The organism is Pseudoxanthomonas sp. LjRoot127 (genome assembly GCF_964253495.1).
GTDB lineage: Bacteria > Pseudomonadota > Gammaproteobacteria > Xanthomonadales > Xanthomonadaceae > Pseudoxanthomonas_A.
The window spans coordinates 3,167,326-3,180,281 of the sequence record NZ_CAXUQR020000001.1 but is presented as its reverse complement, the minus strand read 5'-3'; the positions used below and the strand labels follow the sequence as shown (position 1 = coordinate 3,180,281).

Here is a 12,956-nt window from a genome sequence, read left to right as displayed (position 1 = left end):
CCATGAAGGCTTTTGACATCAAGAAGGGCAACGTCGTCGAACACAACGGCGGCGTGTACCAGATCCGCGACATCGAGCGCAGCTCGCCGCAGGGCCGCGGCGGCAACGTGCGCTTCCGCTTCATTATGTACAGCGTGCCGGGCGGCAACAAGCTGGATGCCAGCTTCGACGCCGACGACAACCTGAGCGAAGTGGAATTGCTGCGCCGCCAGGCCACGTATTCCTACAAGGATGGCGATGCGTTCGTGTTCCTCGACGACGAGGACTACACGCCGTACACGCTGGACGCCAACGTCATCGGCGACGACGCCGGCTACATCACCGACGGCCTGAGCGGCTGCTACGTGCAGGTGATCGACGAACTGCCGGTCGCGCTGCAGCTGCCGCAGCACGTGACGCTGGAAGTGGTGGAGACGCCGCCGGAACTGAAGGGCGGCACCGCCACCAAGCGCCCGAAGCCGGCCAAGCTCAATACCGGCATCGAGATCATGGTGCCGGAGTACATCACCAACGGCGAACGCATCCTGGTCAACACGACCACCGGCGAATTCGGCGGCCGCGCGGACTGACCCGCGGTTACGGCGCGCCTGCCGCGGCCAACGCCCGCAGGCGCGTACCGATCGCGTTCACGTTCGATTCGATCCCGCGCAGGGCTTCCCGCTGATCTTCGGGAAGCCAGCGCTCCAGGTCCTTCCGCAGGACCGCATCCTCGCCCCGGAGCCTGTCGACACGCACCCGTGCTTCGACGGCGATGCGCTCGCGTTCCTCCGATTGCGGCAATCCGTAGCCTGCCGGCGCGAGCTCGGCGGGCTGGCTGACGAAGCTGGTATCGCCCAGCCACGCTCTCAGCGCCTGCACGGCGGGCGCGGCATCGACAGGCACGTCGCGGCCGAGGTAGCGCCGCTTCAGCTCATCGCGCAACAGCAACTGCTGGCGGCGCAGCGCGGCGTTCTCGAGCACGAGCAAAGCCGCGCTCGCCTTCAGGTCGGCCTGCGACAGCCACGGCGCCCGCTCTGTCGGCGAGAGTGCCAACCATGCCTGCGCATCGGCGTGCGGCAGGGCAAGCGCCTGGCGGGCGACGGAATACAACGCTTCGTAGCGCGCGCTCATCGGTTCGAAGTAGTAGCCGAGACGGCGCGCCTGTTCGCCATCCTCCAGCACGCGACGGTCCGCGATGCCCGCCCGTTCCAGCTTCCTCAGCAGCCCTGTCGGCGTGATGCTCGCCAATGGCTCCCCGGCAAGCCGTGGCACGCCATCGTGCAGCAGCTTCCAGGTTTCCACAGCGCAGTTATTGCTGATGAAGTAGTAGCGCCCGTCATAGCTCCAGTGGAGTTGTGCGGCACGCTCGAGCAGCGAGGCGATCTCGTCACGCTGGAGCCGCAGCGGAACGGATTGCAGGCCACGCAGTTCGACCTTCGTGTATTCCTCGATGACCTGGTCCAGCGGCAGCAGGAATACGCGCGACGGATACGAGCCTGTCAGCCCCCGCCAGCTCGAAATCTGCACGTCGCCCACGAAGGCGCGGAACGACAGCACGCGATGATGGGCAAGGTCCAGCCGGCAATCCGGCCCCGGCACACGCCCCGGCGCGCAGACGACCAGGCGCAGCATGCTGTGGCCCCAGCGGCTCATCGCTTCGCTGTTGCCCTCGGCCAGGAGGTAGTCGACTTCGTAGATGCGCGCGGGATCCAGCGCCAGCAGCGAAGCATCGCCGCGTGCCGCATCCGCCTCGAGGAAAGGCAGTCCCTCCGCGCACTCGGCCGCCGCGGACGATTCGCCGAAATGCGATGCGAAATAGCGGTACAGCGCCGGACGCCGGCACGCGTAACTGCCGTCCAGCACGAAATGTTCGAGATTGACGGCAACGAACTCCGACGGCCGCGTCAGCTCGTAGGCATCGGGGCTCCGGGCAATGAAGTCGTTGCGGCTGCGCCGGCCGGCGACGCGGAACACGCTGCGCTGCCAACCGGCCAGCTCGCGCAGGCGCGCATCCCCGGACAACACGTTGCGATGGGTGCGATCGTAGGCATGCGCGAGTTCGTGGACGAGCGCCTTGCGCGCCGCCGGGACGCGTGCGTCATCCAGCAAGGCGCGGTCGAGCCACAGCCGGTGGCCGACACGGCGGCCTTGCACGTCGCGCGGAAGATCGGCGCGCCACCCCAGGACGAGGTCCGGCGGCAATCCGTCTCGCCACGTGCGCGGCAAGCGGCCGAGGACATCGTCGACGAGCGCCTGCGCGGATGCGACCTGGGCCGTGTCGAGACCCGCAGGATCGACGCGAAGGGCGAAGGCAGGAAGCGCGTGGCCCAGCAGTGCAAAAGCCAGGACCACGCCGATGCGTCGGCTCCATGGCCGACGCGGGAACATCAACGCGCCAGGATGGCCTGGGCCAGCTGCATGTCGCTGGCGCGGCGCGCGGCTTCATCGGTCTCGCGCAGGTGGCGCAGCGCGGCTTCTAGCTGTGCACCACGGATGCGGCCATTGCTGGCGACGAAGCTGGCTGCGTCTTCGCGGGCCTGCAGCACGATCTTGTCGTCGCCGGACGAGCTGTCGGAAGATGCCGACGAACCGGCGGACGAGGCGCCCGCAGAGCTGCCGGCGAAGCTGCCGGCCAGGGCCGGGACGGAAAGTGCCAGCAACACGCCGGCCAGGATCAAACGGGACATGGATGTTTCCGGAGGGGACGCCGTCACCGGCGCGGTGCGCAAAGCCTACCTGCAATCGACGCGTGCCGGATGAACCCGCATCACCCTTGCGCGTCGAACAGCTTGCCCGGATTCATCAGTCCGTTCGGATCCAGCACCCGCTTGATGCCGCGCATCATGGCGATCTCTTCCGGGCTGCGCGTGCTTTCCAGGTAGCCCTTCTTGACCAGGCCGATGCCGTGCTCGGCCGAAATGCTGCCGTGGTGGCGCTTCAGCGAGGCCGCCAGCAGTTTGGTGACCTGCTCGCACTGGGTGACGAAGTCCGCGTTTTCCATGCCATCGGGTTTCAGCACGTTGATGTGCAGGTTGCCGTCGCCGATATGGCCGAACCACACCACCTCGAACTGCGGATACGCCTCGCCCAGCAAGGCCTGGGTCTCGGCCAGGAAAGCCGGCATGGCCGAGATGCGCACCGACACGTCGTTCTTGTACGGCACGTAGCGGGCCAGGGCTTCGGTGATGCCCTCGCGCAGACGCCACAGCTGCGCGGCCTGCGCGTCGGACTGGCTGATCACGCCGTCGCTGACCCAGCCCTGCTCCATGCAGGCCTCGAAGGCGGCCATCGCGGCGGCTTCCTTCGCCTCGTCGCCGATGGCGAACTCGGTGACCACGTAGTACGGGTGCACCTCGTCGAACGGCTTCTGCGCACCGTGCGCGAGCACATGCTGCAGCGCGCGGTCGGTGAAGAACTCGAACGCCTCCAGCTGCAGGCGCTCGCGGAATGCGGCGAAGACCTGCATCAGCACCTCGAACGACGGCAGCGCCAGCAGCATGACGTTGGTCGGCGGCGGCGGATCGGTCAGCCGCACGGTGGCTTCCACCACCACGCCCAGCGTGCCCTCGGACCCGATGAACAGATGGCGCAGGTCGTAGCCGCTGGAGTTCTTGATCAGTGCCTTGTTGAGCTCCAGCACGTCGCCGGCGCCGGTAACCACCTTCAGGCCGGCGATCCATTCGCGCGTGTTGCCGTAGCGGATCACGCGGATGCCGCCCGCGTTGGTCGCAATGGTGCCGCCGATGGCGCACGAGCCCCGCGAGGCGAAATCCACCGGATAGACCAGGCCCTGCTCGCGCGCCGCATTGTGCACGGCCTCCAGCGGCATGCCGGCCTGCACCGTCAACGTGCGGTCGACCGCATTGAAATCGATCGCCTGGTTCATGCGTTCCAGGCTGAGCACCAGTTCGCCGTTGGCCGCCACGGCGCCGCCGGACAGGCCGGTGCGGCCGCCCGACGGCACGAGCGCGACGCGATGCGCGTTGGCCCACTGCACGACGGCCTGGACGTCCTCGACGGTGGCCGGCAACGCGATCGCCAGCGGCGCGGGCGTCCAGCGCCGGGTCCAGTCGCGACCGTAGTGCTCGAGGTCGGCGGGATCGGTCTTCAGGCGCAGCCCGGGGGCGGCGTCGAGCAGGGCTTGCAGGCGCGGATCGCTCATTGCACGGGTGGGTTTTCGGGGGCGCTCAGGGTGCCAGCGATGCCGTGCGGCGTCCAGCCGATGGCGAGGTCGTTTCAGAGGCAACCAAGCCGGGAAATCGGCAACCGAGCATTCCATTCCGCGCCGCAGCATCGACGGCGCGCATCTGGCATAGTGACGGCCCCTTTCCATTCCCCGCACGACCTTCCGGCAATGTCGAACAAGAAGACCTCGTACCCGAAGCAGGACATCCGCGTACTGTTGCTGGAGGGGGTCAGCCGGACTGCGGTGGAGACCTTCCGGGCGGCGGGCTACACGCAGATCGAGTTCCACGAGAAGTCCCTGCCGGAAGACGAACTGAAGCGCCGCATCGCCGAGGCGCACATCGTCGGCATCCGTTCGCGCACGCATCTGACCGACGACGTGCTGGCGCAGGCGCGCCGGCTGATCGCAGTGGGCTGCTTCTGCATCGGCACCAACCAGGTGGACCTGGATGCCGCGGAGCTGGCCGGCATCCCGGTCTTCAACGCGCCCTACTCCAACACCCGCAGCGTGGCCGAGCTGGTGATCGCCCAGGCCATCATGCTGATGCGCGGCATTCCGCAGAAGAACGCCGAGTGCCACCGCGGCGGCTGGAGCAAGTCGGCCGCGGGCAGCCACGAGGTGCGCGGCAAGACACTGGGTATCATCGGCTACGGCCACATCGGCACGCAGGTCGGCGTGCTGGCCGAAGCGCTGGGCATGCACGTGCTGTTCCACGACATCGAGACCAAGCTTTCGCTGGGCAACGCGCGTCCGGCCATCGGCCTGGACGACCTGCTGGCGCAAAGCGACGTGGTGACCCTGCACGTGCCGGAAACGCCGGCCACCCAGGGCATGTTCGGTGCGGCGCAGATCGCCGGCATGAAGCGCGGCGCGCACCTGATCAACGCCTCGCGCGGCACGGTGGTCGACATCGACGCGCTGGCCGATGCGCTGAAGTCGGGCCAGGTGGGTGGCGCGGCGGTGGACGTGTTCCCGGTCGAGCCCAAGGGCAATGCCGAATCGTTCGAGTCGCCGCTGCGCGGGCTGGACAACGTCATCCTCACGCCCCACGTCGGAGGCTCCACCCTGGAAGCGCAGGACAACATCGGCATCGAGGTGGCGGCCAAGCTGGTGCGCTACAGCGACAACGGCAGCACGCTGTCGGCGGTGAACTTCCCCGAGGTCACCCTGCCCGGCCATGACGGCAGCCGCCGCATCCTGCACATCCACCGCAACGTGCCGGGCGTGCTGTCGCAGATCAACGACATCTTCCGCGACCGCGGCATCAACATCGACGGGCAGTTCCTGCGTACCGATCCCAAGGTCGGCTACGTGGTCATCGATGTCACCGCCGACGAGGAACAGACCACCAGCCTGCGCGAGGCGATGGCGGCCATCGACGGTACGTTGCGGGTACGCGTGCTGTATTGATAGACGCGTAACGGCGGGCCAAGGCCCGCCCTACGCCTGGTTCCGCGCCAGCCACTTGCGCGCCATGCGACTGAGGGATTCGTCCGACTCGTCGGCGAGCGGGGCGATCTCGCGCCAGGCCAGGTCCAGCGACTCCTCGCTGACCACGTAGGCCTCGCTGCCGCCTGCGCGCACCACGTAGCGCACGTCGTAGTGCCAGTGGCCGGGAACCCCCTTGCGCTCCGGGATCCAGTGGCGGTCCAGATCGAAGATGCCGCCCTCCACGGCCAGGTCGGACAGGCCCGACTCTTCCTCGGCTTCCTTCAGTGCGACACGGGCCATGTCGGTGTCGCCATCGGCGTGACCGCCCAGTTGCAGCCAGCGGTCCAGCTTGCGGTGATGGGTCATGAGAATGCGCCGGCCATCACCGCTGACCAGCCACGCGCCGCCGGTCAGATGGCCTTCCAGCCGCTCGCGGACGAACGGGTTGGCCGGCTCGTCCAGCAGGGCCAGGAACTGGGCGATGACCGCTTCTTCGTCGGGCCAGCGGCGGCCGTAATCGGCCAGGTGTTCTCGTAGCGAAGCATAAGCGGCTGACACGACGTGCTTTTCCTTTCCGCGATGGCGAAGACGGCGCCGATTATCGCCGGCCATGCTGCACCTGCGCTTGTGATCCCCCGCCCGCTTTGGCAAGGTACGGCCTTCCGTGGGGACCGTCCCCATGACCGTTGTCACCGCCCGGTGGGCCTGTCCATCGGCACTCAGTCATCTCAGGGGACGCTGCGAATGCTCAAAGCTCTGTTCAGGGTCAAGCCGGTCGCGCCGGCAGGCCACGTCGATGCCGGTGAACCCTTCGAAGGCAGCCTGGACGGCGAAGCCACCCTGAAACGGACGCTGACGGCCAAGCACCTGGTCATGCTGGGCGTGGGTGCGGTGATCGGCGCGGGCATCTTCGTGCTGACCGGCCAGGCCGCCGCCAACCATGCCGGCCCCGCGATCATGCTGAGCTTCGTGCTGGCCGGCTTCGCCTGCGCCATGGCGGGCCTGTGCTACGCCGAATTCGCTTCGATGATGCCGGTGTCCGGCAGCGCGTACTCCTATTCCTACGCGACCCTGGGCGAAGCCGTGGCGTGGTTCATCGGCTGGTGCCTGGTACTGGAGTACCTGTTCGCCTCGTCCACCGTCGCGGTGGGCTGGTCGGGCTACCTGGTGAGCTTCCTGACTTCCACGCTGGGCGTGCCCTTCCCCGAGCAACTGGCCACCGCGCCCATCACCTGGGCCGACGGCGGGTTCGTCGCCACCAACGGCATCATCAACCTGCCCGCGGTGCTGATCGTCGCGGCGGTCAGCGGCTTGTGCTATGTCGGCATCACCCAGTCGGCCTTCGTCAACGCGATCATCGTGGCGATCAAGGTGCTCGTCATCGCGGCGTTCCTGGGCTTCGGCGTGCAGTACGTGGACCCGGCCAACTGGACGCCCTTCATCCCGGAGAACACCGGTCCCGGACAGTTCGGCATGGACGGCGTGTTCCGCGCGGCGACCATCGTGTTCTTCGCCTACATCGGCTTCGACGCGGTCTCCACCGCGGCCGGCGAAGCGAAGAATCCGCAGCGCGACATGCCCAAGGGCATCCTGGGTTCGCTGGCCATCTGCACCGTCATCTACATCGCCGTCTGCGCGGTGCTGACCGGCATGACCCACTACAGCCTGCTGGGCACCGCCAAGCCGGTGGCCACCGCGCTGGAAGAGGTCCTGAAGGCCGATCCCGGCGCCAGCGTCGGCTGGCTGAAGACAGCAGTGGAGATCGGCGCCATTGCCGGCCTGTCGTCAGTGATCCTGGTGATGCTGATGGCGCAGCCGCGCATCTTCTATTCGATGTCCCGCGACGGGCTGCTGCCGCGCCTGTTCGGCAAGGTGCACCCGAAGTTCCACACGCCCTACGTCGGTACGATCATCGTCGGCGTGCTGGCCTGCCTGCTGGCCGGTTTCATGCCGCTCAGCGTGCTGGGCGAGCTGGTCTCGATGGGTACGTTGCTGGCCTTCGCCACCGTCTGTCTCGGCGTGCTGGTGCTGCGCTTCACCCGCCCCGACCTCGCCCGTCCGTTCCGCGTGCCCATGTTCTGGCTGATCTGCCCGCTGGGCGTGCTGGCCTGCCTGTTCCTGTTCATGCAGTCGTTCATGGAACACTGGCAGATCTTCGTGGGCTGGACGGTGCTGGGGCAGGTGATCTACTTCGCCTACGGCTTCCGGAACAGCAAACTCAGGCAGCGCGCCTGATCGTCTTCAAGGCCGGCGGGCACACCGCCGGCCTTTTTGGTTGTACTCCTCGATAACGTCCCGAGACCACGCACGATGCTCCGACAGCTCCTGGCCACCAAGCACCCCCACGCCGCCCATACCGAAGCCGAAGGGCTCAGCCTGCGCCGCACGCTCGGCCCGTGGGGCCTGACCGCGCTCGGCATCGGCGCGGTGATCGGCGGCGGCATCTTCGTGATCACCGGCCAGGCCGCCGCCAACCACGCCGGCCCCGCCATCATGCTGTCGTTCGTGCTGGCCGCCATCTGCTGCACGTTCTGCGCGCTGGCTTATGCCGAATTCGCGGCGATGGTGCCGGTGTCCGGCAGCGCCTACACCTACACCTACGCGACGCTGGGCGAACTGACCGCCTGGTTCATCGGCTGGATGCTCGTGCTGGAATACGGCGTATCGGCGTCCGCGGTCGCGGTCAGCTGGACCGGCTATCTGCTGAGTTTGCTCGAACACGCGAATATCTATCTGCCCGAAGCCTTCGTCAGCGCGCCGCTGGACGCGCAATTGCGCCCCACCGGCGCGATCGCCAACGTGCCGGCTGCCCTCCTGGTGTTGCTGCTGACCTGGCTGTGCTACGTCGGCATCCGCAAGTCGTCGGCCATGAACATGGCGATGGTGGTGCTGAAGACCGGCCTGATCATCTTGGTCATCATCGCTGGCTGGCAGTACGTCGACCCGGGCAACTGGCAGCCCTTCATTCCGGCCAATGAAGGCCCGGGCAAGTTCGGCTGGGACGGCGTGCTGCGGGGCGCGGCGATGGTGTTCTTCGCCTACATCGGCTTCGAGGCGGTGTCGGTGGCGGCCCAGGAATCGCATCGCCCGCAGAAGGACCTGCCCGTCGGCATGCTGGCCTCGCTGGCGATCTGCACGGTGCTCTACATCGCCATGGCCGCGGTGATGACCGGCCTGGTGCCCTATACCGCGCTGGGTACCGCCGAGCCGGTGGTCACCGCGGTGGCCGCCCATCCGGAACTGGGCTGGCTGCGGGTGACGGTGGAGATCGGTGCGCTGATCGGCCTGTCGTCGGTGGTGCTGGTGATGATCATCGGCCAGCCGCGCATCTTCATGATCATGGGCCGCGACGGCCTGCTGCCACCGGTGTTCACCAAGATCCATCCGGAATACCGCACGCCGCACATCAACACGGTCATCACCGGCGTGGGCATCGCCCTGCTGGCGGCACTGTTCCCGCTCGACATCCTGGGCGAACTGACCTCGATGGGCACCCTGATCGCGTTCGCCTCGGTCTGCGTGGGCGTACTGGTGCTGCGCCGCACGCAGCCGGACCTGCCGCGTCCGTTCCGCATCCCCGCGGCCTGGCTGGTCTGCTCGCTGGGCGTGCTGAGCTGCATGGCGCTGCTGTCGGCGATGACGGCGCACAACTGGATGCTGATGGGCGTCTGGACCGCGGTCGGCTTCCTGATCTATTTCCTGTACGGCTACCGCCACAGCCGGTTGCGCACGCCGCGCTGAACCGGTTCCGGAGACCGGACATGGAAAAGGCGCGGGTGACCGCGCCTTTTCGCTTTCCGTGAACCGGACGTATCAGGGCTTCTTGGCCCAGGCGCTGCACCAGCCCTTCGCGGCGACCGAGTTCTTCGGGAACAGCGTGCACGGGCCATAGGCCTGGCCCGCCGGCGCCTTGAAGAAGTTGCAGTTGGCGCAGTGATCGCCCGCCTTGTGCTTGGGATGCTTCACGGTGGCGGCGTTCTCGCTGTAGGCCAGCGCCTTGGCGGTGGGATTGTTGGCGTCCAGCTTGGGGAGGGCGGCAGGCGCAGCGGCCTCGGCACGCACCGCGTGCCAGGCCAGCGGGGCCACGGCGGCGGCGGTCAGGGTGGTGGTCAGGAAACGGCGGCGGGAGGCATCGTGGCTCATCTGGCTGGGCACCTGCGGGAAGGAGGCTGCAGTGTCGCGCTTCCAACCCGCCGACCGCATTGAGCAGGATCAATCGGTCGGGCCGCCGGACGGGTTCCGTTAGAATGCGCGGCATGAACGCCCTGCCCTACGACGCCGACCAGCTGCGCGACCGCGCGCAGTCCATCATTTCCAACGTGCGCGAACTGTCGCAGCTGGGCTGGACCCCGGCCACCAGCAGCAACTTCTCGCAGCGGCTGGACGAACGGCATGCGGCCATCACCGTTTCCGGGCGCGACAAGGGCCGGCTGGTGGAGGCGGACATCATGGTGGTGGACTTCGAGGGCAAGGCCGTGGGCAGCGACCATCGCCCCTCGGCGGAAACCCTGCTGCACACCCAGCTCTATCGGCGTTACCCCGAGATCGGCTGCGTGCTGCACACGCACTCGCTGGTGCAGACGGTGGCCTCGCGCCTGTTCGCCGGCGCCGGCCATGTCCGGCTGGAGGGCTTCGAACTGCTGAAGGCCTTCCACGGCAATCACACCCACGAGATGGCCATCGACGTGCCGGTGTTCGCCAACACCCAGGACATGCCGACCCTGGCCGCGCAGGTCGACGCGCTGCTGGACCGGCAGCCGCTGTGGGGCTACCTGATCGACGGCCACGGTCTGTACGCATGGGGCCGCACCATGGCCGAGGCGCGCCGGCATCTGGAAGCCTTCGAATTCCTGTTCGGGGCCGAACTGGAACTGCGCAAGCTCGGCTGCCGCGGCTGATAACCGCCGGTTATCCCCGCGCTGCCTTTCCGCCACAGGGCGTCCGGGCCGGGTTTGCTACCCTAACGTTCCCCCCGCCGCCTCACGCCATTGCCATGAGCCGCCTGCGCATCTTCAAGGAATCCGATCCGGCCACCCCGGAGTTCGCCAGCTACGACCCCGACTTCATCGCCACCGAGCTGAAGAAGATCGGCGTGACCTTCGAACGCTGGAAGGCGAACAAGCCGATCGAGCCCGGCGCCTCGCCGGAAGAAGTGATGGACGCCTACCGCGCCGACATCGACCGTCTGGTGGCCGAGCGCGGCTTCAAGACCGTCGACGTGGTCAGCATCGCGCCGGACAACCCGCAGCGCGAGGCGATGCGCGCCAAGTTCCTCGACGAGCACTACCACAAGGAAGACGAGGTGCGCTTCTTCGTGGCGGGGTCGGGCCTGTTCACGCTGCACGTGGATGGCAGGGTCTACGAGATCGAGTGCGTGCAGGACGACCTGATCGCCGTGCCGGACGGCGCGCTGCACTGGTTCGACATGGGCCCGGAGCCCCGCTTCGTCGCCATCCGCTTCTTCACCGAGCCGGATGGCTGGGTGGGCCACTTCACCGGCACCACCATCGCCCAGCAGTTCCCGCGCTACGACGGTCTGACCGACGGGCATTGATCGATCCTGCCGCCCGGGGCCTGCCCGGCGGCACGACCCCATCCAGAACAAGAGCAGCGGAGCGCGCTCCGCTCTACCGTGACCGTGAACATCGCCATGCCCGTTTCCGCCATCCTGACCGACATCGAAGGCACCACCAGCAGCATCTCGTTCGTGAAGGACGTGCTGTTCCCGTACGCGCGGCGCGCCCTGCCCGGCTTCGTGCGCGACCACCGCGACGACCCGGAGGTCCGCCGCTGGCTGGACGTGGTGGCCACCGAGCACGGCAGCATCTGCAGCGACGACGTCATCGTGGAGACGTTGCAGGGCTGGATCGACCAGGACCGCAAGCACACGGCGCTGAAGGCGCTGCAGGGGATGATCTGGCAGGCGGGCTACCGCGATGCCGACTTCACCGCCCACATCTATCCCGACGCGGCGCCCGCGCTGCGCGACTGGCACGCGCGCGGCTATCCGCTGTACGTGTACTCGTCCGGCTCGGTGCCGGCGCAGAAGCTGTTCTTCGGTCATAGCGACGCCGGCGACCTGACGCCGCTGTTTTCCGACTGGTTCGACACCGAAGTCGGCGGCAAGCGCGAAGCCGACAGCTACCGCGTGATCGCCGGCCGCATCGGCGTGCCGGCCAATGCCATCCTGTTCCTGTCCGACGTGGTGGAAGAACTGGATGCCGCGCGCGAAGCCGGCCTGCAGACGCGCCTGATCGACCGCCTGGACGACTACCCTCAGCCCCGCGAGGGCGAGGCCGCGCACGGGCATGCGCGCGTGGCGTCGTTCGCCGACATCGCCCTGCCCGACTGAATCCGAACCATGGCGTCGCAACGCACGGCTACGCTGACGGGGCTGGCCGCCATCCTGCTGTGGGCCTCGCTGGCGGTACTGACGACCGCGACCGGCAACCTGCCCCCGTTCCAGGTGCTTGCGGTCAGTTTCGGCATCGCGGCGCTGCTGGGGCTGGCGCGCGCGGTACTGCGCGGCGCCGCGGGTTGGCGTGAGCTGCGCCAACCCGGCGCGGCGCTGGCGCTGTCCACGCTGGCGTTGTTCGGCTACCACGCGCTCTACTTCATCGCGCTCAAGCGCGCGCCGGCGGTGGAGGCGAACCTGCTCAATTACCTGTGGCCGCTGCTGATCGTGGTCTTCGCCGGTCTGGTCGGCGGCGTGACGGTGCGTGCCGGGCAGTGGGCAGGCACGCTGCTCGGCCTGGTGGCCGCGGCGCTGCTGGTGACCCGCGGGCATGGCCTGCAGGTCGACCGTGCGCACGTGCCGGGCTACCTCGCCGCACTGGGTGCCGCGGTGATCTGGGCCGCGTATTCCGTGTTCAACCGCCGCTTCGCCGACGTCCCCACCGCCGCCATCACCGTGGCCTGCGCGGGCGTCTCGGTCCTGGGCGCTGCGGTCCATCTGCTGTTCGAACGCACGGTCGCGCCCGGTGCCACCCAATGGCTGGTTCTCGCCGTGATGGGTGCCGGCCCCGTAGGCGCCGCGTTCTGGCTCTGGGACCACGGCACCAAGCGCGGCGACATTGCCCTGCTGGGCAGCCTCTCCTATCTCGCGCCCTTGCTGTCGACGTTGCTGTTGGTCATCTCGGGTCGCGCGGAGCCGCATGGGATCCAGGCCGTCGCGATCGCGATGCTGTTGGCCGGCGCGTGGCTCAGTGTGCGATCCAGCCGCGCCGCCCGCTGAGATCTATTCGAGAGCGATTCGCGTTTCTACACGCATCGTGCGGATTGCCTAGACTGCGCGCCACGTCGCCCGCCCGCCTTCGCCAGCCAGCCACGTCAACCTCGCCCGCCCGCCTTCGCTCGCCCG

General features: G+C 68.0%; 13 protein-coding genes. 8 read left to right on the top strand and 5 right to left on the bottom strand.

The window, feature by feature from the left end; genetic code table 11:
• Nucleotides 1-2 precede the first annotated feature (2 nt).
• A complete protein-coding gene (yeiP, locus tag ACSQ19_RS14980) occupies nucleotides 3-569 on the top strand; it encodes an elongation factor P-like protein YeiP (protein ID WP_296278334.1) in 567 nt (188 codons plus the stop codon).
• A 7-nt stretch (nucleotides 570-576) separates the two neighbouring features.
• Here yeiP and ACSQ19_RS14975 read toward each other — a convergent pair whose 3' ends face one another.
• The 3 genes from ACSQ19_RS14975 to ACSQ19_RS14965 all read right to left on the bottom strand — a co-directional run bounded on the left by ACSQ19_RS14975 (nucleotide 577) and on the right by ACSQ19_RS14965 (nucleotide 4,141).
• Nucleotides 577-2,367 carry a DUF7844 domain-containing protein gene (locus ACSQ19_RS14975; RefSeq protein WP_435998038.1) on the bottom strand — a complete coding sequence of 597 codons (1,791 nt, stop codon included), beginning with the start codon at nucleotides 2,365-2,367 and terminating at the stop codon, nucleotides 577-579.
• On the bottom strand, nucleotides 2,367-2,666 hold the full coding sequence (locus ACSQ19_RS14970; protein WP_296278336.1) for a DUF2388 domain-containing protein: 300 nt from the start codon (nucleotides 2,664-2,666) through the stop codon (nucleotides 2,367-2,369). The genes ACSQ19_RS14975 and ACSQ19_RS14970 overlap by 1 nt, the downstream gene beginning before the upstream one ends.
• A gap of 80 nt (nucleotides 2,667-2,746) precedes the next feature.
• Nucleotides 2,747-4,141: an FAD-binding oxidoreductase gene (locus tag ACSQ19_RS14965; RefSeq protein ID WP_435998036.1), complete on the bottom strand. Its 1,395-nt coding sequence runs from the start codon at nucleotides 4,139-4,141 to the stop codon at nucleotides 2,747-2,749.
• A gap of 192 nt (nucleotides 4,142-4,333) precedes the next feature.
• On the opposite strand from ACSQ19_RS14965, the gene serA reads away from it, so the two are divergent.
• Nucleotides 4,334-5,575 (top strand): phosphoglycerate dehydrogenase, encoded by a 1,242-nt coding sequence (gene serA, locus ACSQ19_RS14960; protein ID WP_185895901.1) that lies wholly within the window; start codon nucleotides 4,334-4,336, stop codon nucleotides 5,573-5,575.
• A 30-nt stretch (nucleotides 5,576-5,605) separates the two neighbouring features.
• Here serA and ACSQ19_RS14955 read toward each other — a convergent pair whose 3' ends face one another.
• The gene (locus tag ACSQ19_RS14955; RefSeq protein ID WP_435998033.1) at nucleotides 5,606-6,208 is read right to left on the bottom strand and encodes an NUDIX hydrolase; all 603 of its coding nucleotides are present in this window, start codon (nucleotides 6,206-6,208) and stop codon (nucleotides 5,606-5,608) included.
• Nucleotides 6,209-6,340: 132 nt separating this feature from the next.
• On the opposite strand from ACSQ19_RS14955, the gene ACSQ19_RS14950 reads away from it, so the two are divergent.
• A complete protein-coding gene (locus ACSQ19_RS14950; RefSeq protein ID WP_162109596.1) occupies nucleotides 6,341-7,831 on the top strand; it encodes an amino acid permease in 1,491 nt (496 codons plus the stop codon).
• 75 nt (nucleotides 7,832-7,906) lie between these two features.
• On the top strand, nucleotides 7,907-9,337 hold the full coding sequence (locus ACSQ19_RS14945; RefSeq protein WP_435998031.1) for an amino acid permease: 1,431 nt from the start codon (nucleotides 7,907-7,909) through the stop codon (nucleotides 9,335-9,337).
• A 72-nt stretch (nucleotides 9,338-9,409) separates the two neighbouring features.
• Here the strand turns inward: ACSQ19_RS14945 and ACSQ19_RS14940 are convergent, their stop codons facing one another.
• On the bottom strand, nucleotides 9,410-9,739 hold the full coding sequence (locus ACSQ19_RS14940) for a high-potential iron-sulfur protein (RefSeq protein ID WP_162109598.1): 330 nt from the start codon (nucleotides 9,737-9,739) through the stop codon (nucleotides 9,410-9,412).
• Nucleotides 9,740-9,852: 113 nt separating this feature from the next.
• On the opposite strand from ACSQ19_RS14940, the gene ACSQ19_RS14935 reads away from it, so the two are divergent.
• From ACSQ19_RS14935 to yddG, 4 genes are all read left to right on the top strand, one after another.
• The gene (locus ACSQ19_RS14935; RefSeq protein WP_435998029.1) at nucleotides 9,853-10,494 is read left to right on the top strand and encodes a methylthioribulose 1-phosphate dehydratase; all 642 of its coding nucleotides are present in this window, start codon (nucleotides 9,853-9,855) and stop codon (nucleotides 10,492-10,494) included.
• A gap of 95 nt (nucleotides 10,495-10,589) precedes the next feature.
• Entirely contained in the window at nucleotides 10,590-11,150 is a 561-nt protein-coding gene (locus tag ACSQ19_RS14930) for a 1,2-dihydroxy-3-keto-5-methylthiopentene dioxygenase (protein ID WP_185895895.1), read from the top strand.
• Nucleotides 11,151-11,246: 96 nt separating this feature from the next.
• Entirely contained in the window at nucleotides 11,247-11,948 is a 702-nt protein-coding gene (mtnC, locus tag ACSQ19_RS14925) for an acireductone synthase (RefSeq protein ID WP_271250053.1), read from the top strand.
• 9 nt (nucleotides 11,949-11,957) lie between these two features.
• Nucleotides 11,958-12,830: an aromatic amino acid exporter YddG gene (gene yddG, locus ACSQ19_RS14920; RefSeq protein WP_435998026.1), complete on the top strand. Its 873-nt coding sequence runs from the start codon at nucleotides 11,958-11,960 to the stop codon at nucleotides 12,828-12,830.
• Nucleotides 12,831-12,956 lie beyond the last annotated feature (126 nt).

What these genes read in the sequence shown, in the direction of transcription:
- ACSQ19_RS14940 (WP_162109598.1), bottom strand. Translation starts at nt 9,739, where the DNA reads ATGAGCCACGATGCCTCCCGCCGCCGTTTCCTGACCACCACCCTGACC.
- ACSQ19_RS14955 (WP_435998033.1), bottom strand. Translation starts at nt 6,208, where the DNA reads ATGGCCGGCGATAATCGGCGCCGTCTTCGCCATCGCGGAAAGGAAAAG.
- ACSQ19_RS14950 (WP_162109596.1), top strand. Translation starts at nt 6,341, where the DNA reads ATGCTCAAAGCTCTGTTCAGGGTCAAGCCGGTCGCGCCGGCAGGCCAC.
- ACSQ19_RS14945 (WP_435998031.1), top strand. Translation starts at nt 7,907, where the DNA reads ATGCTCCGACAGCTCCTGGCCACCAAGCACCCCCACGCCGCCCATACC.
- mtnC (WP_271250053.1), top strand. Translation starts at nt 11,247, where the DNA reads ATGCCCGTTTCCGCCATCCTGACCGACATCGAAGGCACCACCAGCAGC.
- ACSQ19_RS14930 (WP_185895895.1), top strand. Translation starts at nt 10,590, where the DNA reads ATGAGCCGCCTGCGCATCTTCAAGGAATCCGATCCGGCCACCCCGGAG.
- ACSQ19_RS14975 (WP_435998038.1), bottom strand. Translation starts at nt 2,367, where the DNA reads ATGTTCCCGCGTCGGCCATGGAGCCGACGCATCGGCGTGGTCCTGGCT.
- yddG (WP_435998026.1), top strand. Translation starts at nt 11,958, where the DNA reads ATGGCGTCGCAACGCACGGCTACGCTGACGGGGCTGGCCGCCATCCTG.
- yeiP (WP_296278334.1), top strand. Translation starts at nt 3, where the DNA reads ATGAAGGCTTTTGACATCAAGAAGGGCAACGTCGTCGAACACAACGGC.
- ACSQ19_RS14965 (WP_435998036.1), bottom strand. Translation starts at nt 4,141, where the DNA reads ATGAGCGATCCGCGCCTGCAAGCCCTGCTCGACGCCGCCCCCGGGCTG.
- ACSQ19_RS14970 (WP_296278336.1), bottom strand. Translation starts at nt 2,666, where the DNA reads ATGTCCCGTTTGATCCTGGCCGGCGTGTTGCTGGCACTTTCCGTCCCG.
- serA (WP_185895901.1), top strand. Translation starts at nt 4,334, where the DNA reads ATGTCGAACAAGAAGACCTCGTACCCGAAGCAGGACATCCGCGTACTG.
- ACSQ19_RS14935 (WP_435998029.1), top strand. Translation starts at nt 9,853, where the DNA reads ATGAACGCCCTGCCCTACGACGCCGACCAGCTGCGCGACCGCGCGCAG.